Genomic DNA, 25,276 nt, shown 5'->3' with positions numbered 1-25,276 from the left:
CAATGTTGTTTTAGGGGTTATGCTATGCCGCTTTCATCCGCTCACGGATAAGGTTGGCGTTCTTGTTCACAAGGTCTATGATGCGCTCGTGATATTCGGTGTCCTGGTTGTGCTTGCCGTGGCACTGCACCACTTCGAGGGTTCGCAAGTCCACCTCTACGGTTTCAATAATCTCATCGCCAATCCTTGCCGATAGTATGAGGGTGTCGGCTTTCTTGTAGTATCCACTGCCAAACACGCAGATGCCCTGCGTCTTGCCCTCGTTGTAATACTCGTCTATGCTTTCAAGCACCTTGACGATTATTTCCTCGTCCGTGATTACCAAGCCGAAGAATTTGGATTTGTTGGCGATGAAATCCTCCGCATCTTTCTTTCGTTGGAGTTGTCGCTGTTGCTCACGCTCACGCCTTTCAATCTCCCAACGGCGTTGCTCTGCGGCTCTTTCCTTCTCGTGTATGGCTTCAATTTTTCGGGTTGCGTTGTCGTGTGCCGCCATGAAATCTTCGGGACAGATGTTCTTCGGGTTACGGAGGTCTTGACCGAGTTTTTTGAGCATACGCAGATAGTCGCACCACATTGAGAGGTTGTCTATCTGATACTTGTGACGCTTGGCAATCAGATATGATGCCCAACATTCATCGGCAGTACGGGTATTGAAAAGAAAGTGTTTCATGACCTCAATCTCACCGCCTTTCATAAGGGTTTCAATTCTTGGGTCTGAAAGCAAGGCTTTGAAAAGACGCACGGGGGAGATGCCGTGGAAATCGCCCTTGAAGCCGTTACGTCTGAGTTGGGGCAATATCCTCATCTTTGGATATGCACAGCTTCTTGCCACCACATCATCGTATAGGCTGTTGTGCGGTCTTACCTCCATATCGCTGCCTAATGCCCACACATCGCAATAGCAGAAAAGGAAGCCACGGAGCAACGCCATGTCCGTAACCTTGCCGTCGGGTGAAATCCAACGCTGCACGACCTCGTGGCAGTAGAAACGCATCGGTTCGCCTTTCCTGCTCTCGCATCTGACCTGCGCCACGCGGATTACCTGATACCCTTTGCAGGTGGTTATCACGCTGAAATTCTGCGTTTCCTTGTAGATGCGTCTGCGTGTGTCCTGCACTTTGAGTTCGGCATGGCATTTGGGGCAGGTGCAGCCTTCAAGGGTGTCGCATAGTCCGCTGTCGCTGTGCCACTCGTGACCGCAGTCGGAACAGGTGATGTTCCCTTTCTTGGTGCGGTAGCCGATATGCTCAACGCAGTGGCGGTATGCCCAATCTATTTGTGTCGCTGATATGGGGCGAAGGTTGGCGGAAAGTCTTGCCACCTCTTTCTGTATCTTGGTCTTCGGTTTCATAAGCCTAAATCAAATAATGAGGGTTGGGGTTGGTTTTCTTTTCTCGCTGACGGTCTGTGGCGGTTCTGCAACTTGCGGAGTTCCTCCTCTTGGTATTTGCGGACAGCGTTCTGACGTGCCTCCGCCTTTTCCTCTGCCGTGAGTTTCACAACGTGGTTCACAACCACTTGGCAGTCCATCGGTTTGCCCACCTCTATCTCGTTTTCCTCATAGTAGTGGATGGCTTGCCCGAATATCTCTCCGTCCGTGAAACCGTTGCAACCGCTTTTCTGCACATAGTTCAGAATGTGGGTCACGCACTCGTCCATGTTCTTGGCAGGGTTGCGGTACTTCTTTGCAAATAGCGCATCTTCCTCCGCACGCTGTTCCAAGTACATATATATCGTTCTCTTGAAATGGTCTGTTCCTTTCATATCGCTGTCATTTTTAGATTATCTGTTTCAGTATCTCTCTCCAATAGGTCGGCTCTACCTCGCTGAGAAGGAAGTCCATGAAATCCCTCCGTGCGTCCTTGTTCAGTTCGTGGTACAATCTTCGGAAAGTTTCAAAATTGCCGTTGATGTACGTTTCCACCATATACACGAAGATGTTGTCCACCTCGTAATATCTGCACTGCTGCGCTGCCGTCTTGCTGTTTCTTTTTGCCATGTCGGTAAGGGTTAAAGGGTGAATAACCAAAGGATGAAGCCAAAGAAGGCAATGGTGGAAAGGATAGCCACGATTACACCTATCGCCACTCGGAACACTCCGTTTACAATCTCTCTGATGATGCCCCAAAGGATGCCGAACACCCCGAAGGCGGTGCGCATCATCAAGCCGCATATCGCCAACCCGATGTGTTGCGCCATTTGTCTGAAATTTGCCGTTGCCGTCATATCTTCGCTGTTTTTGATTTTTTTGTTTTTAATGCGGATTCAAGAGCTGAGGGAGTTGAGTTTCAAACTATCTTATCTGCCTCTCGTTTATCCGACATTTTTTTTATGCGTCTTTCTGTCGCATCGGTCGTTTTCGTTTCGGGTGCTTGAAAAGGTAGGGATTAGGGAATGCAAGGTTTTTCGGTCAAAATACTACCCGCAGGGCTGGAGATTTTTACCGAAAACAGGAGGCTTGACCTTGCTTTCCCGTCCAATCCCGGAATTACCTTTGCGCCCAGAACGAAAATGACTGACTGATGCGGCTTACTGAAAGGCGCAAAATGGAGGTAAACGAAAACAGAGGCAGATTGTGTAGAAAAAAACTTCAGGGGAAAATCCGTAAAAAAAAGAATCACCAAAAGGAAAAAGACATCACCGGAAGCGTGAAAAGGGCAAACCACAACAAAGGAAGTATGATTGTTTCCGATCCGACGGAACTTGTTCAGCCGGGTGGCAACAATCATTCTTCCCGGTTTGTCCGGCTGTGTGTGGGCGCCTGTTTCATTCATGGGGCAGGCTGACACACTCTGCATTCACTTTCCGCTTCCGGCAAAAGAGACAGCGAAAAAAGAAAAATCATTTGAAAACCCGTAAAAGCACCTCTTGGCATAGGCGCAAAAGAAAGGGGCATTGCTTCATCTGTCTAAACATCGTTTAGGCGTGAGGCAATGCCCTTTTCTCCAGCTATGCGGTAGTCGGCACACGTTTGTTCCAAACTCGTTTTGGGCAATGGTGTGCCGACGGACAATACCGCTTTTACGGAAAATTCTTATGAATGAGGGGATAAAAAACGGGAGTTTATATCAAAATCTCGAATTAAATAGCTACTTTTGCATACGAAGAGTTCTTTGAAGGTTACGCAACGCGCAGAAGGATAATGCAGTAGATAACTAACTAAATCGTAACCTATTACTATCAAGAGCAATTAACCTACGCTCATTTCCAATAAATTACACTCTTTTCGTAACTTCATGCAGCAAAGATAATGATTTCATTGGCAAAACAAATCTCTTTTATCACGTTCAATACTCCCAAACCGAATCTCACTCTATATTTATAACAATACAAAGCTGAATAAAGTCATTCACTGTTTTTTCTACTTCGGTTTTGATATTCTGGAAAATATTCTTACTTTTATATCCAAAATAATAAATAAAAACAGCAGCACGACTTATTATATTTACACACAAGCCTATGATAGATACTTCCGAAAATCTGATTATTATAAAAGGTCAAATCAAGACTCCTGAAATAGAAAGCTGCCAAAATCATAATGGCAACTACAAGGTAGTATTCCGGAATGTTCCCAGTGCGTATACTTACAAAGAAGAAAATGTTCTTTGGCTGACTGATCCGGACAAACCGGACCCCAATAATTATCAAATAATCAGTAAAGGGAGAACTTTATCAAACATTAAAGCTTTATCTATTTTTAAGGCCAAATCACACAACTATTGGCACATTCGTTTTCAGAATGGTACAGAGTATGATTACAGAGAAAAGGACTTAGAAATTATCGAATCATGCTTGGGAGAGAGTCGTTCGAAAAGTATATTCGAATATTTGAAGAAAGTTGCCGATGCGAACGAATTGAAAGCTGATGACGGAACGAAGCTATTGGCAAAACAATATGAAAAGATTCATTTCATCGCAAACAACAGAGCTATTGCTGTATATCTGAATCCTCAAAAATATAAAATGCAGACCCAGACTGCCTCAACCTTGATTTTTCCTTTCGGTTGTAATGCAAGCCAACAAAAAGCAGTCCAGGCAGCTTTTGAAAATCAAATCAGCGTTGTGCAAGGACCTCCGGGAACCGGAAAGACACAAACGATTCTGAACATCATTGCCAACATCCTTGTGCGTGGTAAGACTGTTCAGGTAGTATCTAATAACAACTCCGCCATCGTCAATGTACTTGAGAAGTTATCCAAATACGATATGGGCTTCATTGTTGCATTGCTTGGCAGCACTGCTAACAAAGAGAAATTCATCGAGACTCAAGAAGAGGAAAAACAATATCCGGAGAGCTTTGAGTCATGGTATGATGCGGATGCCAACCAACCTCAATTTCTCAATCAGATACATCATCAGACAGAAGAACTAAAAAGCATATTTTCCAAACAGGAACGCCTTGCCATGGCAAGACAGGAAATACAAGCTTTAAAAATAGAGTGGCAACATTATCTGCAAGAGTTCGGCACAAAAGAAATTACTCTCCAACAACGAAAGAGTTCCAGTTCGGCAGACCTTCTGAATTTATGGAATGAATGTCAGCAATTTGCAGAAAAAGAACAATCATCAAGTCTTCGGGGAATAGCAGCTCTTATTCAACGGTTGAAATGGTTATTCTTTAAATTCAGGAGCAAAGCGATTTGTAAAATCCCCGATAAAGGTTTTTATAAACGGGAGATGAGTTTGATTATCGCCGACTTCCAAATCTTATTCTACCAAACAAAGTATGCAGAACTGGAAGTTGAAATAGACACATTAGAAAAGGAACTTGCCAACAAAGATGCAGCAGAAATGGCTAGACAAATGGCTGATACATCAATGAAATATCTAAAGAATCAGTTATTTCACACCTATGGCAATAATCATGACAAACCCATCTTTACACTCCCTGATCTAAGAAATAATTGGCGAGAGGTACAAAAAGAATACCCTATTATATTAAGTACGACCTTTTCATCATTAAGCAGTCTACAGCGAGATGCTGTATATGATTATATCATTATGGACGAAGCGTCGCAGGTTTCCGTTGAGACCGGAGCTTTAGCCTTGTCATGTGCTAAAAATGCAATCATTGTCGGTGACACCATGCAACTCCCCAATGTAGTCACAGAAGAAGATAAGGAAAAGCTAAACTTTATCACTAGTGCCTGCCTGATTAAGCCGGAATATGATTGTGCCAATATGAGTTTTTTGCAATCTATCTGCAAAGTTATTCCGAATGTACCACAGACCTTGTTACGGGAACATTATCGATGCCATCCTCGAATCATCAACTTCTGTAATCAGAAATTTTATGGTGGAGACCTTGTCATCATGACACGTGATAAAGGAGAAGAGGATGTCATTTGTGCCATACGGACAGCCAAAGGTAACCACTCCCGCAGTCATATGAATCAACGAGAAATAGATGTTATCAAAGAGGAAGTACTACCGAATCTATCTTATGAAACAGATGAAATTGGCGTCATAGCTCCATATAACAAACAAGTAGATGCAGTAAAATCCGCACTTGAAGAGGATATTGATGTCGCAACAGTCCATAAATTTCAGGGAAGAGAAAAGGATGCTATCATTATGACCACTGTCGACGATATCATCACTTCCTTTTCCGACGATCCTAACCTGCTCAATGTTGCTGTTTCGCGGGCTAAGTCACAATTCTATTTAGTCGTATCGGGAAACGAACAACCCAAAGACTGCAATATCAGCGATTTGATTGCTTATATCGAATATAACAATGGCACTGTTTCCACTAGTAAGATTCATTCTATATTCGATTATCTATATGAGCAATATACAGATGCTCGAATTGCCTATTTGAAAAAACACAAGAAAATATCCGAATACGATTCCGAGAATCTTACATTTGCCTTACTCGAAGATATCCTGAAAGAAAATATTAATATGCGTCATTTGAATATCATTTGCCATTTACCACTCTATATGTTGATTCAGGATTATTCTCTGTTGAATGAAGAGGAAAGCAAATATGCTGCAAATATAAACACTCATATTGACTTTCTGATTTATAATCGTGTGAGCAAACAACCTGCACTGGCTATTGAGACGGATGGTTATACATTCCATAAATCGGGGACAAGTCAATCAGAACGTGATATTAAAAAGGATCGTATCTTAGAGTTGTACGGAATTCCATTGGTGAGATTATCTACTATTGGTAGTAATGAAAAGAAAATTATCGGAGATAAGTTAAGTGAGATTTTGCACTAACATTAAAGTGTCATTTCCATTCACACACTATATTATACCAATTAAGAGTCGATAAGATGTAAGAAGACTGCCCAATTACATCATGTATGAAGAAAAAATCATAGCAAGATGCTGTATCCTATTTTTCTTTTCACTAAATTTGCGTCAAACGCAATAAAGGAAATATCAAATGACGGATATTAATAGAATAAAAGTGGTCCTTGTTGAAAAGAAAAAGACCAATAAGTGGTTAGCAGAGCAGCTTAGTAAAGATCCTGCCACTGTATCAAAATGGTGTACTAATACTTCACAACCAGATCTAAATACTTTAATAAAAATAGCAAGACTTCTCGAAATAGATATTCGGGAATTAATAAACAGTAGCAAAAATATAAATGAATAATAAATATAATAGTCCATATAGTGCATCTGTTACAGGTTGTGGATATATGCCAGATGAAATGAATAACATTCTGCCATTATTAATGTCACCAGAACAAGATGCATTACTTAAAAAGGAAATTGTAGAAAACAAATATCTAATGATGAATACAGAGAACACGCGGAAACGTGCTGTTGCAGAATTCAGGCTTAGATACAATTCTGTTCCTCCCGCATTTTGGATGCAATACCAGTCCTTCTCCCGAGAAGCCCAGAATGTGGGCATGTTCTATGTCATGCTCAAAAGTTATAAACTTTTCTTTGATTTTCAACTGAATGTCATTCTTTCCAAATGGAACTCTATCCAACGGGAAGTTAGTAAAAACGACATTATAATAGCAATCAATGAAATATCAGCCAATGATGATTTTGTTGACAGTTGGAGTGATCAGACGAAAAATAAAGTAGCTGTAACATTTTTATCAATGCTTAAGAAGATTGGTATGTTAGACGAAAAAACATCCGAACTTCACCCTCTGCAAATAAAAGATACTGACTGGAACTATTACTTGCTTCAAAAAGAACAATGGTTCCTTGAAGCCTGTCTGTTACAACCTTATGAAATTGAACGCATTAAACAATCCATACTATAAGCATGACAGTTGAGCAACTATTTCAGAAACTCTCCAGTAAAGAGTTCAAAGATACAGAAAATGGAGATTTATTCTATAACTTCTTCATCTTTCAATATCCTGCCAATAAGGAATATGAAATACGGCAGCAGATACAGGAATTCAAGGCGAAACTAATTCGCCCTTGTAATTACATAGATGTACTTACTCTCAATCTATTTGATGAGTTTTGTAAATTTCTTGATGGACAATCCTTCGGGAAAAAGCATCCTTCGTATTTGAAATACTTACTTGAAAAAGACGAAAACACTCCGGATGCGGTAACATCTTCTCTTACCAATAAAGCTAATAGCGAAGCTTTTTATCAATATATTCATCAACGCATCATTGACCATATCACAATTGATGATGACAAGATACGTCCTTATGTATTTTTATATGGGATAGGCAATATGTTCCCATATATGCGTACGAATGTATTTTTGGCCAATTACGAACAGTACAACCGAAGTAGCCGATACAAAATTATAGTATTCTATCCCGGCCACCGTGAAGATAATAACTTCAATTTATTTGACCGTCTTGACGATCAACACACATACCGCGCAACATTATTGATTAACGATTAAAAAGACACCGATATGAAATTAGAAGCAATATACGAAAAAGACATAAACCGTACGGTCAATCCGGCAGTATCCGCAAGCGACTTTTCTGATAAAACAGTCAAAACAGAAATTGAAGAATACGTATTTACAGACGAGATCATTAATGGACTCTACAAAATACTATCGGCTATCAAAAACCGCAATGTCAGCCATGATGGAATTTGGATAAATGGCTACTTTGGTTCCGGTAAATCCCATTTCTTAAAATATTTGGATTATTGTCTATCTTCCCAATATCGGGAAATGGCTCTTGAACGCTTATTAGAAGCAGTGAAACTTCGTGACCCGTTACAAATACCGGAAAGTAAGTCGGAAGTAGAAATTTCGGATATGCGTGATTTAACGATTTGGTTAAAGGACGCTACCGTAGACACTATTCTTTTCAATATTGGTACAGTCCATAATATTCATGGTGATCAGCAACGTGTCTTTTTAGATATATTCTGGAGCGAACTGAATCAATTTCGAGGGTTCAATAAATTCAATTTAGCCCTTGCCCAACATTTCGAGAAGGTTCTTCTGGAGAAAAATAAATTCGATGAGTTCAAAGAACGTATAAAAGAAGAAGGTTTCGACTGGGATTTACAGGCAAGTGACCTGGCTATCAATGAACTAGATTTCATTCTCGAAATCGGGAAAGAACTGATACCGACCCTATCAACAGACATTATTCGTGAACGAATCATTAGAGACGACACTGCTGTTAGCGTCGAAACGTTCATGAACGAGCTAAAATCATATCTTGCAGACAAAGGAGATAAATATCGTTTGATTTTCCTTGTGGACGAAGTCAGTCAGTTTATTGATGACCGAAAAGGACTTTTATTACAGTTGCAACAAATTGTCACAGAATTACATAAAGCCTGTGAAGATAAAATTTGGGTAGCCTGTACAGCACAGCAAGATTTATCGGAAATCGTAGAAAGTTGCCAGATATCTGCAACTTCCGAAGATTATGGAAAGATTATGGGACGCTTCGAAGTGAAAGTTTCTTTGAAAGGAACACAGCCCGAATACATCACTCAAAAACGTATTCTTGAGAAAAAGCCGACAGCAGAGTTAAGATTAGGAGAATTATATGATAAAAAGAAAAATGCTATATCAGCACAATTCCAACTTCCTACATCATACAATGCTTATCAAACACGCGAAGAGTTTATCGGATACTACCCTTTTGTACCCTATCAATTTAAATTGATAATGCAGGTTTTCAATTCCTTCGTTAATTTAGGATATGTAGAGAAAGAGGTAAAAGGCAATGAACGAAGTATTATTAAAGTAACCCACAGTACGGCCAAGCAAACTAAAGATCAGGAAGTTGGCAATTTCATTGCTTTCGATCAATTCTTCAATGCCATGTTCCAAGGTAGTCTGATGGCTAAAGGGCAACATTCTATCCAGAAAGCAAACGATATGATACAAGAGTATAGCGATCGTGCTTTCGGTCAACGAGTGGTTAACATTTTATTCATGATATGTAATCTTTCGGAAACAGATCGGTTAATATTTCCAGCCACTGTCGACAACATTACCTGCCTATTGATGAGTGATATCGATGCTCAAAAGTTATCACTCAAAAATGAAGTTCAAAAAGTACTGGATTTTCTATGTGACAAAAACATTATTCGTAACGAACCCGCCAAGCAGGGAGTTCCCGAAACATATTGTTTCTATTCCGAAGACGAAATAGAAGTAGCCCAATTAATAAAAACTCAAGTAATCGATAATAATACAATGGCCGAGGAGTTGAAAGAGATATTCTTCGCATATATTACTCCTGCTGCACGTGAAGTATTCTATTCCAGTCGTTTTACTGTAGGAGTAAATATTATGGGAAAGAATTTCTTGTCCAACAATGCAGATATCAATGTCGAATTTGTGATGGATTCTGACCAAGACAATCCGCATACTTACGCTTTTAGCAATACAAACAATAAGATGGTCTTTTTTATGTCGGAACTTTATAAAGAAAACCGGACACTCAAGAATGATTTTTATTGGTATTGTCAAGTACAAAAATATATGCGAACTCCTGTCACAAGCGAACTTCGCCAGAAAACACGGGAAGAATTCAGCAAACGGGCAAAAGACATCTACCAACGTAAGATAGAAAAGCCATTCCGCGAAATCTTCGACTCTTGTCCGGTTATATCCGGTTTGAACATTCTCGAAGATTTAGGTTCCGGTAAAGGTCAGGATCGCTACAAACAAGTCCTAAATCGCCATTTCGCAAACCTATATCCACAAGCACGTCTTGTTGACTCTACGGATATGCCACGCAATTCGGAAGAACTAAAGTCCAAGATTCTACGAAAAGTAGAAATTGGTGACTACAATGAACTGAATAATACGCTGACAGAAGCTGAACGACAAGTAGAAAACTATTTGAATCGACAAGTCAACGATGTAAACCTCAAAGATATTGTGACTCGTTATGCCGCTGCTCCCTATGGATGGAATGAGATTTGTACCATTTACATTGTCAATGAGTTGGTACGCAGACATCTTCGCGATTTCTCTTACAACAACAATCCAAATGTAGAGCGATCCATCGTAGCAAACAATATATTGAGAGATCAAGCTAAATTCGCGGTCCGTCCTGCCCAAAAAATATCGCAGGATTTAATCAACCGTTTTGTTGAAAGTTGGAAAGATATATTCGGAACAGTCAGCATTTCATCGGGTATAGATAGCAATGAACTTTTCAACCAATGCAAAACCAAGCTAACCGAAAATATTCAAAATACAGAAAACGATTGCAAGAGAATAGCCCGCTATCCCTTTGTCACAGTTCTCAATGACACAATCAGCGAATTGAGCCGTTGGAATTCGGAACGTGAACCGAAGAAATTCTTCGAACAGATAATCAATGCGCGCCAATCTGCTAAAGCACTAATAGATAAGCGTAAAATGATAGGAGAATTTATCACAGATCAATTAGCTAAATATAAAATAATCTGTGATTTCGTTGATGATAACCGCGACAACTGGTTATTTCTTCCTGAATCATGCGCAGATACTGTCAAAAGTTTGAAGTCTATAATAAATGAACCTTGGCCTATTGATAAAATGGTTCCCTATAATAAAATGATGCGTGAACTGAACGCACAGTTAGAAGAGGTTAAAAAGACTAAGGTTCTTGAAATAGAACGTGTCTATAATGATATATTCGATCAACTGGAGAAGTTTGCTGCATCTAAGGATGTGGATCGTGATAGTTTTGCAAGAAGAGATATTAGCATTATGCAGAAAAAGAATTCTTCTAATATCTTGATGCTCGAAAATAATATCAATACTAGCAATGACTTTTATAACGAACAACTGGATATCATCATAAAACATATTCCAGTTCCCCATATCCCACAAGATAAACTAGAAAATAAGGATACTAAAAATGAAATTAAAGTAGTAGTAAAGCAAACACGAAATGTCAAATTAAACATTCAGACTTTTGAACCGCTGAAGTCAGAAGCAGAGATTGATGAATATCTTCAAGGATTGAAAAAACAATTGATGAAGTTCATAGACAATAATTGTGAAGTAATGGTTACCAAATAACATTTTTGCACCATATAATATGGAAACAAATCAGATCAAGAAATTCGCCATTGAGGCACGCAATATACTCAAAACAGGAGTCCTTAACAAAATAACTTCTTTGGGGTTTGATACTCACGGTAAAGTAGAAGAGAAAAATAAGCCTCTAAAAGTTCAACCCGGTGCTATATTTATGGGAACACATATTGCGGATGATACATTTTATGATAAATGGATATCGCTTTATGAACGTGTTCAGCAAAAAGGAGTTAAAGAAGTATGCGAAGAAGCTGCCTACACTTGGTTCAATCGTCTGATGGCTATCCGTATCATGCAAAAAAATGGTTTTATATCTCCTATACTTGCATACGAAAGTGAAATCGTACATATTCCCCACATTGTAGCAGAAGCACGCCGTGGCATATTGCCGACCATGACCGAAGATAATCGTCGTGCATTGCTCGAATACATGGAAGACGACAACAAAGTGACAGAACAATTTACTTATCTTATTATCGCATTTTGTCAATTTAATCCTATATTAAAGGCTTGCTTTGGCAGTGTCAATGATTATACAGAACTATTACTACCCAAAAATATTCTTGCAGAAGGTGGATTTATCGATCTTCTTAATCATACAGATTTTATCTCTGATGAAGATTACTGCTCACCGGAACTGATTGGTTGGCTCTATCAGTTCTATATTTCAGAAAAGAAAGACGAAGTATTTGCATCGTTCAAGAAATCAAAAAAAGCAGAAGCCGAAGATATTCCGGCAGCAACACAAATCTTTACTCCTAACTGGATTGTTAAGTATATGGTACAAAACACCATAGGTCGCATATATCTTGATAATAATCCCTATTCTAGCTTAGCAGAACAGATGAAGTACTTGGTAGAACCATCCGAGCCAGCCCCCAAAGAGGCAAAGTTGATTATATCTGATATAGAAACAATGAAAATGATAGATCCTGCCTGTGGCTCGGGACATATTCTGATTGAGGCATTTGATTTATTTTATCAGATGTATCAGGAAGAAGGATATTCTCGTCGACAAGCAGTAGAAGCCATCTTAACCAAAAACCTATTAGGGATTGACCTCGATACACGCGCCAAACAGTTAGCGATGTTTGCACTACTAATGGCTGCATGCAAAAAAGATACTTATTTCCTCGAAGCTAACATTCTACCGCAGGTACTTGATATGAGTGGCATTCCTGTGTTGTATGACAGGATGAGAAACGATCTTTCAGATATACTACTCACTAAAGACAACAAAGTCTTGAATGAATTGATGGATACAATGAAATTGTTACAGCAAGCAGACAATTTAGGTTCTATCATGAAGTTTGATATATCAGAAGTTACACGTGAAATTATCGTACGACGATTGGCAGAATATAAGACTATGGGAGAAATGTCGATCATGATTCGAAATTTCCTTTCCGCATTTAGGTTGATATTGGCTTTGACAGATAAATATGCAGCAGTGATAGCAAATCCTCCATATATGGGAAGTGGAAATATGAATCCTGAACTAGCTAAATATGTAAAAGATAACTATGAAGATGGAAAAGCTGATCTATTTTCTGTCTTTATGTATGTATCTATACAGTTGCTTACCCCACAAGGTAAAATGGGAATGATTAATATGCAAAGCTGGATGTTTCTTTCATCTTTTGAGAAACTTCGCAAATACTTTATAAAGAATTATCAAATAGACAGTATGCTCCATTTGGGACCTCGAACATTTGATGAATTAAGCGGAGAGGTGGTACAGAATATAACCTTTGTCATTTGCAAATTTCCGCCCTTTACTTCTAGTATTTATTATAGACTTATTGAAGGAAAAAGTTGTAAGGAGAAAGAAAAGATATTCCTTAAAAAAGAGAGCTATTATCCAAATATAATTCAAAAAGACTTTGAAAAAATTCCTGGTTCACCGATAGTTTATTGGGTAAACGACAAAGTCAAAGAAGTATTCACCTCAAATCTTGCATTATCTGAAGTTGTCAAGCCATTGACAGGCTTGCAAACTTCAGATAATGCAAGATTTCTCCGCTTCTGGTTCGAGATCGCTGATGTAAAATTAGGATTAGGCTTCACAAATGCCGCGTTAGCGGCTCGCGCAAAAAATAAAAAATGGTTTCCTTATAATAAAGGTGGTTCCACACGTAAATGGTATGGAAATCAAGAATATGTTGTTAACTGGGAAAATGACGGAGAAGAAATCAAAAAAACTCAGGGACCCGTTATTCGTAATCCGAACTACTACTTCAAACAAAGTATCAGTTGGTCACTAACATCTTCAATAGGTTGTGCTTTTAGATATAACCCAGAAGCTGCAATTTTTGATGTTAATGGTATGAGTATGTTTCCTTTCAATGTAGAAGATATATTTTTACTTCTTGGTTCTGTAAACTCAAAACCATATAAAATCTTTGCTAATCTTATTAATCCAACTCTTGCATTACAATGTGGAGATGTTATAAGATTTCCAATACCAGCAAAATTTAATGAGAAAGAAAAGCTTACAATAACAAAAATAGCTGAAGAAGGATATAAAATAGCCAAAGAAGATTGGGATTCTCACGAAACATCTTGGAATTTCAAAGGAAATGAACTAGTATTTATTCATAGACAGTATTCTAAAAACACAATATTCTCAATAATTAATGAACCTGTTGATATATCTATATCGCTACGTGGAAATTTACAAGAAAAATATAATAAATATATGTCAAAGTGGAAAGTATTATTTATGCAACTCCACTCCAACGAAGAAGAACTTAACCGCCAATTCATCGAAATATACGGTTTACAAGACGAGCTAACCCCTGATGTACCATTAGAGGAAATCACTATCCTCCAACAAGGTGAAATCACCATCAAAGACAACGAAATAACTTTCAATGCTGATGTCATAATGAAACAATTCATCAGCTATGCCGTAGGCTGCTGGATGGGACGCTACCGTCTTGATCGTCCGGGACTTCAAATAGCACATCCTAATCCAACAGAGGAAGAAACTGCTCCCTACCTCTACAATGGCGAAGAGTTTACTATTGACGATGACGCTATTATCCCCTTTATGTCTCGTGACTGTGCATTTGACGATAATGCAGTCAGTCGTTTTACAGACTTTGTCCGCACAACATTCGGTGCAGAGACCTTGACTGAAAACCTCAATTTCATAGAAGAAAGTCTAGGAAAAACGCTTGAAGACTATTTTGTAAAAGACTTCTGGAAAGATCATAAAAAGATGTATCAGAATCGTCCCATTTACTGGTTATTCTCTTCAAAAAAAGGAGCCTTCCAGTGTATTACCTATATGCATCGTATGGATGCTTACACTGTAGAAAAAATACGCAGCAAATATTTGCTTCCACATATTGAGTATCTGTCCAACCGCATTTTAGAAATGGAAAACCGGGTAGCTTCCCTCTCTACTCAAGAACGTAAAAAGTTGGATAAGCTACGCAAAGATTTAGACGAATGTCAAGAATACCACAATCGCTTACATATAATAGCTGATGAACAGATTGCATTTGATTTAGATGATGGAGTGTTAGTAAATCATGCTAAGTTCAGAGATGTAGTAGCAAAAATCAAATAATATCCGGATAATGAGTAAACTAATAAAAATAGATACGGAATACCAACAATGGATTAAAAATCTAAGTGAACGGTATAGACAAAGTCAACTGAAAGCAGCTGTTAAAGTGAATACAGAAATGCTGCGATTCTATTGGTCTTTGGGGGCTGACATTGTAAATCTTAAAGCTGAAAGCAAATGGGGGGATGGTATCATTCAATCCATCAGTCAGGATTTGCAAAAAAGCCTACCGGGTGTCAAAGGATTCTCTATCACTAATATTAATTATATTAAGCGGTTTTATCTTCTTTACTCACAGTCAGATAAATTATGCCCCCAACTTGAGGGCAATTTAAAAGGTACAGAAAACGCAATCTGCCCCCAGCCTGGGGGTGAATTGTTTGCTATCCCTTGGGGACATCACAAATGCATCATCGACAAATGCTTTGATGATCCAGAAAAAGCATGCTTTTACATAAAAAAAACACTTCAGAACAATTGGTCGCGATCCATTTTACTAAACTTTCTTACTACTGACCTATATCAAAGAGAAGGAAAATCAATTTCAAACTTTAGCCAGACACTGCCAATGCCACAATGTGATCTGGCCCAGGAGATGACCAAAGACCCCTATAATTTTGACTTTTTGGCTATCACAGAACAATATAGGGAAAAAGAGCTAAAAGACGCTTTAATGCACAATATTACCAAGTTCTTATTAGAGCTAGGCACCGGATTTGCTTTTGTTGGAAGAGAATACAGACTTCAAATCGGTCATACGGAGAAGTTTATCGATATGCTTTTCTACAATTTAAATCTAAGATGTTATGTGGTAATCGAAGTTAAAATCAATGAGTTTGATTCAGAAAATGTAGGGCAATTAGGAACTTATATTTCTGCCGTCAATCATATATTAAAACGTCCTGAAGATAATCCGACCATTGGTCTGCTAATTTGTAAGACCAAAGATAACGTACTGGCACAATATGCCCTTGAAGCGAGCAACCAGCCTATAGGTATCTCCGAATATGAGTTAACCAAACTTTATCCGAAAGATTTCAAGGGCACTTTACCCTCTATTAAAGAATTAGAAAATGAACTTAAAGCAATAAAGAATTAGATATGATACAAAACAAGATATACAATTACTTTGAACGAAACGAAAAGCTTAAAGTACTTTTTATATTCGACCCGATGGATGCCATTGCTTCGGAACTTCATGCCGTATCCTGGCGTGACGGATTTCGTTTCATCGAATTCGATGGCGCTTGGTTCAAAACAAAATATGCTTTAGAAAATGAATGGAAAGAAGATAAAGTCATTCTAATTTTCAAACAGGCAAGCCCATTTACATCAACAATTTCCATGCTAAAGTTCCCACTACTTGATGTATTATGTGCTAATATGGAATACAAAAGCGATGACTATGCAGCCTTTATACAGCAACATCACATTCCTCAAAGCTGTCACGACTTTATCCGTAAGCACATTGATGAACTGCAATTGGAAAAGTTTAATCGCATTTTAAGTCCTTACTATAATACTGAAAATTTTGATAAAAGCCTTGCATGCAGAGGATTAATATCCGGATATTTAGGTGAGAATCAGTTATTAGACTGGGATTCTATCATTATCAGGATGTTCCTCCTGTCATCACCGGGCGAAGAAAAGAAAAAGATAACTTTCTACCGTTCGATAGAGAGAAACGTAGACATCTACACAACTTTACAAAATATACTTGAATCCTATTTTGGGATATCTTATAATCCAAACAACGAAGAAAAGATAAAAGAAATAGCAGAATCTTTTAAATACAATGCTATCACACAGACCTTAGCTGTCGATGCAAACGACAATTATAAACGGTATAAAATAAACAGTTCACTAGCTTTAGACCGAATAAATAAATTACTTGAGAAAGCCATCCATCAGTCTAAAGTAAGAAGTGATTTGTTTTTTACAACCTTTCATACATTAGCTACCGGAATAAAAGTTGAAGAAATCATCAAAACCTATGGTATTGATGCCAATTATTTCTATATCCCCACCGAACTGTGTTGGGAAATCTTAAAGAAAATATTTGCAAAGCAACTTACGGAGACCCCGGAAGCCGCATGTGACAAATTACGTGATCTGTTCTTAAAACAAGAAAACAATACAGCCATTCAAAAAGCTATCAACTACGGAATAGAAGTAGCCAATTATTACAGCAAAGCCACTTCATTAGGTTCGTTAAAACTAAATACTCCCGACGAGTATGTACGTAAATACATATCGGAAGCCCACTTGCTCGATATGTTCTACCGTAAATCATTAGAGAACTATCATCAGCTATCTGACAATACTCCTATAATCAGTGCCATTGAAAAAGTCAAAAAACAACTTGATATTGATTATGCCCAATTGTGTAATATCCTTAACCTGGAATGGCTTACCTGCCTACAAGAGAAAGGCAGCAGTTTTAACACAATCAGCCTGACAAAACAACAGGACTTTTACGAACAAGAAAAAAACAATCAAACCAAACAAGTGATTATCATCAGTGATGCATTACGTTACGAAGTAGCCGCAGAATTGATGCAATATCTCGGCAGAGAAAAACATATTGCGACACTGGATGCCGCGCTTGCCATGTTACCTACCGAAACTAAGTTTTGTAAGCCTGCCCTACTCCCTCATCGTTCCATCTGGCTATATAAGAATGATACAGAAATGGATTTAGCTATAGATGATAAGATTCTAAATACGCTGGAGAAACGCTCTGCACACGTAGCTCTTTATCGTGAAGGTGCAGTTTGTACAGATTATGTTACTGTAGTAAATGGAACCAAAGATGTAAATCGGGAACTATTCAAAAAGCCTCTTGTCTATATTTTCCATAATACGATTGATGAAATAGGCCATTCAAATAATCCAATGGAAGTAGTTTCTGCCTGTCGCCGAACGATAGAACAGTTGGCAAAGTTAATCCGAAGCCTTCATGCCAGTTACAATGTGACTAATGTAACGCTTACTTCAGATCATGGTTTCTTATATAACGACATGGCTTTTGAAGAAAAAGATAAAATAACGGTTTCCGAAGAAACGATGGAAAAGAAGTCGCGATATTACATTACCAAATCTGATACTCCCATACAAGGAGTTATCAAGTTCCCCTTATCCGAAGTTTCCGGCATGAATGATAATGTATTTGTGGCCGTACCTGAAGGGACAAACAGATTTGCCGCTCAAGGTGGAGGATACAACTTCGCTCATGGAGGAGCATCCTTGCAAGAACTTATCATTCCTGTAATACATAGTAAAAACAAGAAAAACAATGTGAAGCAAAAAGTGAATGTTGCTTTGATAACCCGTAATCTCTCTATTGTATCGAGTCGGTTGAAATTTAAAATTATGCAATCGGAACCAGTTGATATGGATACCTTGGAACGTAATATCGTATGCGCCGTTTATGCCAATGACACACTCGTCACTACTGAAAAAAGGCTTTGTCTGAATAGCAGCGATATAGATAATTACAACAATCGTATCTTCGATGTGGAGTTAACACTAAACCAATCGACAAGTACGAGCATCATGCAACTCCGTATCTTTGATGTAGAAGACATGCTTAACCCTCTTATTAAAGAAACCGTTACGAACAATACATTAATAGAACAAGATTTCTAACACCTATGGAACTGCAACAAAAAATATTAGACGCCTTCATCGGGAAAGTAGTAAGAAAAGATCTGGCATTTCTTGTCAAAGGTAACCTGCCTGTACCAACTTATGTGCTCGAATATCTGTTGGGACAATACTGTGCAAGTGATGATACGGCTATTATTGAAGAAGGGCTCGAAAAGGTAAAGGATGTCATTCGTAATAACTATGTTCATCGAGCTGATGCCGAAGAAGTAAAAGGCAAAATACGAGAAGCCGGAAAATATCGTATTATCGATAAGATATCAGTCATTCTCAATGACAGGTCAGACGAATATGACGCGACTTTTGCCAATCTCGGACTTTCCAATATCCCTATTCCTGCAGAATTTGTAAAGAAGAACCCCAAACTTCTTTCAGGCAATGGTGTGTGGTGTATCGTTACTATCGGATATATCAGCGGAGAAGACATTAAGATGCGATGGGATATTCAGAGCTTGAAACCCATCCAAATATCCAATATAAACATTAATGAATACATTATACAAAGAGAAAAATTCACTACTGATGAGTGGATTGATTTTCTTATTCATACTGTCGGACTAAAACCGGAGAATTTGAACCGTCGGGAAAAATTTATAGTTCTTTCCCGATTACTTCCACACGTTGAAAATAACTTCAACTTTATGGAATTAGGCCCCAAAGGGACAGGTAAATCACACGTTTTTCAAGAATTATCCCCTTATGGCGTACTTGTCAGTGGCGGAGATGTTACTTCCGCCCGGTTGTTCGTGAAGATTAGTGGAAATAGGGAAATACTTGGACTTGTTGGATATTGGGATGTAGTTGCCTGGGATGAATACGAACAGCAAAAAGGAAAATCAGTAGATCCTGTTCTTATAGATACGATGCAAAACTACCTGGCTAATAAATCATTCAACCGTGGCAAGGGTTCTCATGAAGCTTCGGCATCAATGAGTTTTGTCGGCAACACGAAACATACCGTTTCATACATGCTAAAGAATTCACACCTCTTCGAGTCTATTCCTACAGCATTCATAAAAGGGGCTTTTCTTGACCGGATTCATCTTTACAATCCGGGATGGGAGATTAAGATGCTCAAAAAAGATAGTTTCAGTAATGGGTATGGATTAATCACCGATTATATTGCCGCAGTACTTCATGCCTTACGTAATAAAGACTTTTCAAGCGAGCTAAAGAATTATGTAAGATTCAGTGGAACACTTTCTGAACGCGACCATCTGGCTATTCGTAAAACATTCTCCGGTATGATTAAATTACTTTATCCGGACGGAAAATATACGGATGAAGAAGCACTCGAAATCATTGAATTTGCAGCAGAATGCCGTAAACGTGTAAAAGATCAACTCTATATCATTGACGAGACATTTAGAGCAGAACCTGCCAAGTTTGAATATCTAATCCTCAAAACCGGTGAAACCAAACAAGTCGAGACACTCGAACGGATTGAAAATCCTGTAATGGAAGAAGAAATTCAGACAGAAGAACCTACAAAAGAAGATGTTTCCGAGCCATCGATATCATCTCCCCGCCTTACGCCACGTCCACGCATTGTTCAGCTTGCTTCTAAACAAATAGAAATCCGTCTCAATCAACGCGGTGTGTCATACAAATCCCTTTTCGGAGATTATATACGTACAGCTAAGAAAATAACAATAACCGATCCATTCATCCGATTAGGTCATCAGATTGATAACCTAATAGAATTCATACAAATGGCTCGTGAAACATGTATGACACCCGAAGAGCTGGAAATCGAACTACACACTCAAAATGAAGAAGAAAAGATTCCTGAAATGATTGATATATTTAATGACCTACAAGAGGAACTATTATCTTATGGAATTACTTTCAATTTCATGTTTGATGCAGAACATGACCGGAAAATAGAATTGGATAATGGTTGGACTATTAATTTAGGACGTGGGCTGGACATATTCGAAAAGTTCTCCCGCTTTTCATTAAGCAACATTCGTCAAGAAAATCGTCGTTGCAAAGAATTCACAGTTATCTATATGCATAAATAATACAAAGCAAAAAGAATACACATGATATATGAACGAGTTTTTATCCATACCAGAATTTATATGGGAACTAATATTTAAAGTTATTGAAGTTCTGGCTGTAGGTCTAATACTCGGAGCCTTTGCTTCGCACTATCAAAAACGAAAAGAATATGAAATCAAGATTAAAAGTGAAATTCTTAAACTTCGTTTAGCAGCTTACGAACGAATAGCGAAGATGACATACAAGATATATAATCTTATTGCCCCTTCCTATCAAGATCAAATCAAATTAGGACAACTACTTGATGGACAGCCATATAAGTTTACAAACTTAGAATATAGCAGTTTCTTTCAAAATCAGCAATGTTTTGATGAATATTATCGTGAAATAGGTGCTATCGCTGGAGAAGAAAAAGTGTACTTTGACTACCCTATGGAAGAATGTGTTTCTCAATATATGGAGTACCTTACAGAAATAAAAGAACTATTAGATGCATTTGTCGATACAGAACATATTATAAATAACAAATTTGATGACAAAACAATACAGCAACATATAAATCTGGCTTATCAGGTTGTTGGTATAGCTTTACAAAGAGACTTCGCCCGTTTTTATGCAATTATAGATAAAAAAATAGCTTTTCAGTTGAGGCATATCCACTTGAATTATGAAGATCAGTATTTAAAAAGATCCTACAACAAAATTCGTCGAAAATTGATTGTTTGGTTAGAAAAATATATCAGCCAAACCAATTGGATAGGACGTCAGGCAACATGGGCATACTACCATTTGTTTTATAGTCTTTATGGAAACTCCCAACTTCTCCATTATCCTCAATATTTGTGTATTATGTTCATGTATATACATTATTCAAATAAATTTTCTCGTGATGAGTTTGACAATCTGCCGAAGGATATACAACATAAATACATAAACAAATTTCATACAATATTTAATTCTCAATATCATCATGCTTGATAAAATATCACAGTTTATAAACTCTTTACCCGACTATATCGGACAAGGAATCTTAGGTATTATCGTAACGGTAGTAACCGGGCTTGTACTTGGCTATATAACATCCAAATATTTCACACGCAAAGATGAGTTAACACGTATAGAAGGATTACTTTTAGAAAAGAAAATACCTATATATAAAGAAATATTCAAACGTCTGGAATCACTAAACAATCAGGTAGAATATACACCGGCCAATTGTAGTATGGCTCTTCAAATAATGCAGGAATGTGAAATAAAAAGGCCCAAATACCTTCATTCACCGCAAATATTGGAGAATAGTGATGAAATGAGGGAAACCTTCCTGGCGATTGATCAATATGCAACTGAAAACAAAATATTCTTTGATGACGATGTCGCTTCAGCGATGTTAGTATTTCAAAATTATATTATTGCGTTCGTTAGATTTCAAGCTATGTTTCGTGAACAAATGGAACAATTTGGAGTAACTATGAGCAAAGAAATATGTAACGTAGAACATCAAATGATGATTGCGCTAGGATTGATATTAAGTGAAGACCTCTTCCAACAGACTCAAAAAGTAACCACTACTATTCGTAATAGCCTGAATAACCTTTCATTTAATCATCGTGTAGCTCCGACTTATCGTTATGAAGATTTTAATGACCCTGAAAGTACTATTTTCAAGGAATTACTCCAAACCAAAGCTTTTGCAGAAAGAGAAAAAATAATAACACTTATCACTCATTTTGTTTCAATAGGTTTATTAGCTGGCAAAAAGTATAAATAATCATTTCAAACATCAATAAAATATTTCCCAACGCTTCCCATTCCCCCAAAAAAGTCCTACTTTTGTGAAGAATACTGTTTGCTATATTTACAACAGTATTTCGCAAATAAAATAAGCCCAACAAGATGAAAGAAGAACCCGACAGCCTGTCTGTCCCTTACAATTTTGCCCGTTGCTTCAACGATCAATGTCCACAAGCCCCCAAATGCCTGCGCCACATAGCTACACAACTTGATACAATTTGATAATCTTTATATCTCCATTGTTAATCCGGCACGTTATCCTGCAGATGGGAATCAATACGAATGTTTTAAAACTGCTGTAAAAGTCCATGTGGCATGGGGACTTAAACAGTTGCTTAACAGAATTCCTTATGAGGATGCAGTCAGTATCAGAATACAATTAGTGGGACACTACGGGAAAACAGGATATTATCGGTTCTATCGTGGAGAACGGGGCTTATGCCTAAAGACCAAGCCTATATCAGACAACTATTCCGTAATAAAGGGATAAAAGAAGAACCAACTTACCAACGCTACACAGAAGAATATATTTGGTAAGTTGCTGTCATCTGTCACAGATTAGGGGTTAATAGTTTAGTAATGAACCGATAAGTCCGTGACAGCAAGAGGTGACAGCAGGGTGATGGCATTTTTGCCGTCACCTGGTTATTAGTCTTACAACATGATAAAGCGTACCGCTACGCGTATGTTTGGAAGGGATTTCTTGTTTTTTCAGTATTCTTCCGAAGGAATTAACCCTCTTGACAGACATCGGGATTGAACTACCTTTTTGAATATCTTCCATAATCTCTGCTGGAGATAGCCACTCCCCTTCTTCAGGCTGCGCGGCACGAAAATAACGGAAGAAAAGTTGCTCTTCCGGCGGGACTTGTTCAAATTCACGGTTGTTTTCTACCATGATCTTTTCTTCCTCCTGATCGAACCAGTAACGTTCGCCATGTTCCAGTTCATACATAGCTTGTGCGTAAAGCTGCTCATAGTCTATCGGACGGTTGGTGTCAATCACTCCGGTCACTTCGATGCAAATAAAACGACGGCTGCCGGAAGGGTCGGTCAACAGGTCTTTTTGGTTACTCGTAGCTATGAATGAGGCATAACGACGCATTTCAAGCACGGCACTGCCATGAGGTTTCTTCACATTCAGTACAGGCTTTTGCAGAATATGTTTCAGAAAGCCTTGTTGTGTCGAACTCACCTGGTCAAATTCATCGATATTGATAAGCGCAAAACGATTGAGGTAAAGTTCGGCATCTTTCTTTCGGGAGAAATCAATACTGTCGGTATAGTAGGAACGCTCGGTAGGGGGCATTATGCTCCGGCAAAAGGTGGATTTACGTGTCCCTTGCGGTCCGACAAGTAAGGGTGAAACACTGTTTGCATACTTTTTATTACTTCCTTTCCAATGAGAAACCATATTGAGGAACCAACGGTGGAACAAATCCATCCAATACGGATTCTTACAAGGGACGGTGGCTGCCAATGCGCGGATACGGTCTTTACCGTCCCAAGCAGGAAGCCGATAGAGAAAATCTTCCAACGGGTTGAATACAGGCACACGGTTGGAGTAAATATAACGACTAATATCCCTGTCCCACAACGGGATGCCTTCCATTTGCGCATCCAGAGCAATGCTATTCAGCGCACGTTTGTCGAGAGGATTGAAGCGGAAACGGAAAGAAAGCCTTTCACGATATTCTACCTCACCAATTTGAGTGTTATGGCGGAATTCATAGCGGCGTTTCATGAATTCTTCTGTTTGCAAGGCGAGTTGCTGCTCTTTACTTAGGCTGATATTCTTACCAAAGCCTTTGCACTCTGTATATATATTTCCAATCATTTGCCGGATAAGCTCTTCCTGTTTATACATACAGAAGTGGAAAATGGTACGCTTCACAACTTCTTCTTGCGGAAGTCCCGAGGTAAAACAGTTTTTAGCCAGTTGGACAACTAAAGGATGCCATGTGTCTTCACACAATTCGAGCCCCGCTTCCCTAAGATCGGCATAAGCTTTCCGAAAAGCGGCTTCGAAAAGCATCAGAAATGCATTTTCCGCATCATATCCCGGTACAGCACGAGTCAATGGAGATTTCTCCGCCTGAACCGCTTCACGGAAAGTGGTTTCTTCGGGCATTGATGATGGCTGAGAGAGATAAAACTGGACCGAATCCGGACGATATATGATGTCCGGATCGTGGGATAAGCGTGAATATTGTTCCAAAGTCGGTTCTTTGGGAAGTATATCGAATGGGATCTGGGGCTGATAACATTTCACAGCCAATCGATAAGCATGGGCGTGGAATAATTCCGCTTCTTCCCGTGTATTGGGAAGCGAGTTGTCCGGTCGGGTAAAGGTAGTCCATATTTTCACCGTTTTGCCACTTGAACCCATAAAAACACAACGGGTTTGTGGTTGCTCACAGGCTTTTTGTTTCACTAAAGCGATTTCCGACTTATTGGACAAGGGACCGATGGTCAGTTCTACAATACCGTTGTAGTTTTTCATCTGTTTCTGACCGTTTACTTTTCGGAATTCGGCAGCAGGAATTATCTGAGGAAGTTTATTGGCAAACATACACCGTTCATCGGGAAGGGTATATCGCAAATGTTCTCTGAATGTAGAAACAGGACGGGATTTTATTTCTGTCTTTATCTTATTTACCAGTATATCAAGATCCATTACGCTAAGCGCTATCGTATCTTCGTTCTTACGAAATTGAGTAATTTTCATTAATTTGATAATAAATTGTTTTGTCAGCGCCTTTGTGATC

The 25,276-nt window shown here is 38.5% G+C and carries 18 protein-coding genes and 1 pseudogene; 13 read left to right on the top strand and 6 right to left on the bottom strand.

Annotation, left to right across the window (positions count from 1 at the left end; genetic code table 11):
• Nucleotides 1-22: 22 nt before the first annotated feature.
• The 5 genes from ACNOGP_RS10105 to ACNOGP_RS10085 form a co-directional block, all read right to left on the bottom strand.
• Complete coding sequence (locus ACNOGP_RS10105) at nt 23-1,354, bottom strand: PcfJ domain-containing protein (protein ID WP_004291532.1); 1,332 nt, start codon at nt 1,352-1,354, stop codon at nt 23-25.
• Nucleotides 1,351-1,767 (bottom strand): PcfK-like family protein, encoded by a 417-nt coding sequence (locus ACNOGP_RS10100; RefSeq protein WP_004291533.1) that lies wholly within the window; start codon nt 1,765-1,767, stop codon nt 1,351-1,353. The genes ACNOGP_RS10105 and ACNOGP_RS10100 overlap by 4 nt, the downstream gene beginning before the upstream one ends.
• Nucleotides 1,768-1,780: 13 nt before the next feature.
• The gene (locus ACNOGP_RS10095) at nt 1,781-2,002 is read right to left on the bottom strand and encodes a hypothetical protein (protein WP_004291534.1); all 222 of its coding nucleotides are present in this window, start codon (nt 2,000-2,002) and stop codon (nt 1,781-1,783) included.
• An 11-nt stretch (nt 2,003-2,013) separates the two neighbouring features.
• Nucleotides 2,014-2,229 (bottom strand): hypothetical protein, encoded by a 216-nt coding sequence (locus ACNOGP_RS10090; RefSeq protein WP_004291535.1) that lies wholly within the window; start codon nt 2,227-2,229, stop codon nt 2,014-2,016.
• Nucleotides 2,230-2,390: 161 nt separating this feature from the next.
• Nucleotides 2,391-2,801, bottom strand: coding sequence for a hypothetical protein (locus ACNOGP_RS10085; protein WP_004291538.1), 411 nt, complete (start codon nt 2,799-2,801; stop codon nt 2,391-2,393).
• A 106-nt stretch (nt 2,802-2,907) separates the two neighbouring features.
• Between ACNOGP_RS10085 and ACNOGP_RS10080 the strand changes: the two genes are divergently transcribed.
• The 13 genes and pseudogenes from ACNOGP_RS10080 (at nt 2,908) to ACNOGP_RS10020 (ending at nt 23,045) form a co-directional block, all read left to right on the top strand.
• Complete coding sequence (locus ACNOGP_RS10080) at nt 2,908-3,120, top strand: hypothetical protein (protein WP_007567577.1); 213 nt, start codon at nt 2,908-2,910, stop codon at nt 3,118-3,120.
• Between the two features lie 342 nt (nt 3,121-3,462).
• Complete coding sequence (locus ACNOGP_RS10075) at nt 3,463-6,234, top strand: AAA domain-containing protein (RefSeq protein ID WP_418214711.1); 2,772 nt, start codon at nt 3,463-3,465, stop codon at nt 6,232-6,234.
• A 169-nt stretch (nt 6,235-6,403) separates the two neighbouring features.
• Nucleotides 6,404-6,616: a helix-turn-helix transcriptional regulator gene (locus ACNOGP_RS10070; RefSeq protein WP_418214710.1), complete on the top strand. Its 213-nt coding sequence runs from the start codon at nt 6,404-6,406 to the stop codon at nt 6,614-6,616.
• Entirely contained in the window at nt 6,609-7,247 is a 639-nt protein-coding gene (locus ACNOGP_RS10065) for a BrxA family protein (protein WP_418214709.1), read from the top strand. Before ACNOGP_RS10070 ends, ACNOGP_RS10065 begins: the two co-directional genes overlap by 8 nt.
• 2 nt (nt 7,248-7,249) lie before the next feature.
• A complete protein-coding gene (locus ACNOGP_RS10060) occupies nt 7,250-7,855 on the top strand; it encodes a BREX protein BrxB domain-containing protein (RefSeq protein ID WP_418214708.1) in 606 nt (201 codons plus the stop codon).
• A 12-nt stretch (nt 7,856-7,867) separates the two neighbouring features.
• Nucleotides 7,868-11,452, top strand: a complete 3,585-nt coding sequence (gene brxC / locus ACNOGP_RS10055) for a BREX system P-loop protein BrxC (protein ID WP_418214707.1) — start codon at nt 7,868-7,870, stop codon at nt 11,450-11,452.
• A gap of 19 nt (nt 11,453-11,471) precedes the next feature.
• On the top strand, nt 11,472-15,047 hold the full coding sequence (gene pglX, locus ACNOGP_RS10050; protein ID WP_418214706.1) for a BREX-1 system adenine-specific DNA-methyltransferase PglX: 3,576 nt from the start codon (nt 11,472-11,474) through the stop codon (nt 15,045-15,047).
• Between the two features lie 10 nt (nt 15,048-15,057).
• On the top strand, nt 15,058-16,146 hold the full coding sequence (locus ACNOGP_RS10045; protein ID WP_418214705.1) for a PDDEXK nuclease domain-containing protein: 1,089 nt from the start codon (nt 15,058-15,060) through the stop codon (nt 16,144-16,146).
• Between the two features lie 2 nt (nt 16,147-16,148).
• Entirely contained in the window at nt 16,149-18,695 is a 2,547-nt protein-coding gene (pglZ, locus tag ACNOGP_RS10040) for a BREX-1 system phosphatase PglZ type A (protein ID WP_418214704.1), read from the top strand.
• Nucleotides 18,696-18,700: 5 nt separating this feature from the next.
• Nucleotides 18,701-20,737, top strand: coding sequence for a BREX system Lon protease-like protein BrxL (gene brxL, locus ACNOGP_RS10035; protein WP_418214703.1), 2,037 nt, complete (start codon nt 18,701-18,703; stop codon nt 20,735-20,737).
• Between the two features lie 28 nt (nt 20,738-20,765).
• Nucleotides 20,766-21,695: a hypothetical protein gene (locus tag ACNOGP_RS10030; RefSeq protein WP_418214702.1), complete on the top strand. Its 930-nt coding sequence runs from the start codon at nt 20,766-20,768 to the stop codon at nt 21,693-21,695.
• Nucleotides 21,688-22,485, top strand: a complete 798-nt coding sequence (locus ACNOGP_RS10025) for a hypothetical protein (protein ID WP_418214701.1) — start codon at nt 21,688-21,690, stop codon at nt 22,483-22,485. The genes ACNOGP_RS10030 and ACNOGP_RS10025 overlap by 8 nt, the downstream gene beginning before the upstream one ends.
• A gap of 125 nt (nt 22,486-22,610) precedes the next feature.
• A pseudogene (locus ACNOGP_RS10020) lies at nt 22,611-23,045 on the top strand (DUF6078 family protein).
• A gap of 100 nt (nt 23,046-23,145) precedes the next feature.
• Here ACNOGP_RS10020 and ACNOGP_RS10015 read toward each other — a convergent pair.
• Nucleotides 23,146-25,236, bottom strand: coding sequence for a BT4734/BF3469 family protein (locus tag ACNOGP_RS10015; protein ID WP_418214700.1), 2,091 nt, complete (start codon nt 25,234-25,236; stop codon nt 23,146-23,148).
• Nucleotides 25,237-25,276 lie beyond the last annotated feature (40 nt).

The organism is Bacteroides difficilis (assembly GCF_048319815.1).
GTDB classification, from domain to species: domain Bacteria; phylum Bacteroidota; class Bacteroidia; order Bacteroidales; family Bacteroidaceae; genus Bacteroides; species Bacteroides zhangwenhongii.
This window is presented reverse-complemented; position numbering and strand designations above follow the sequence as displayed.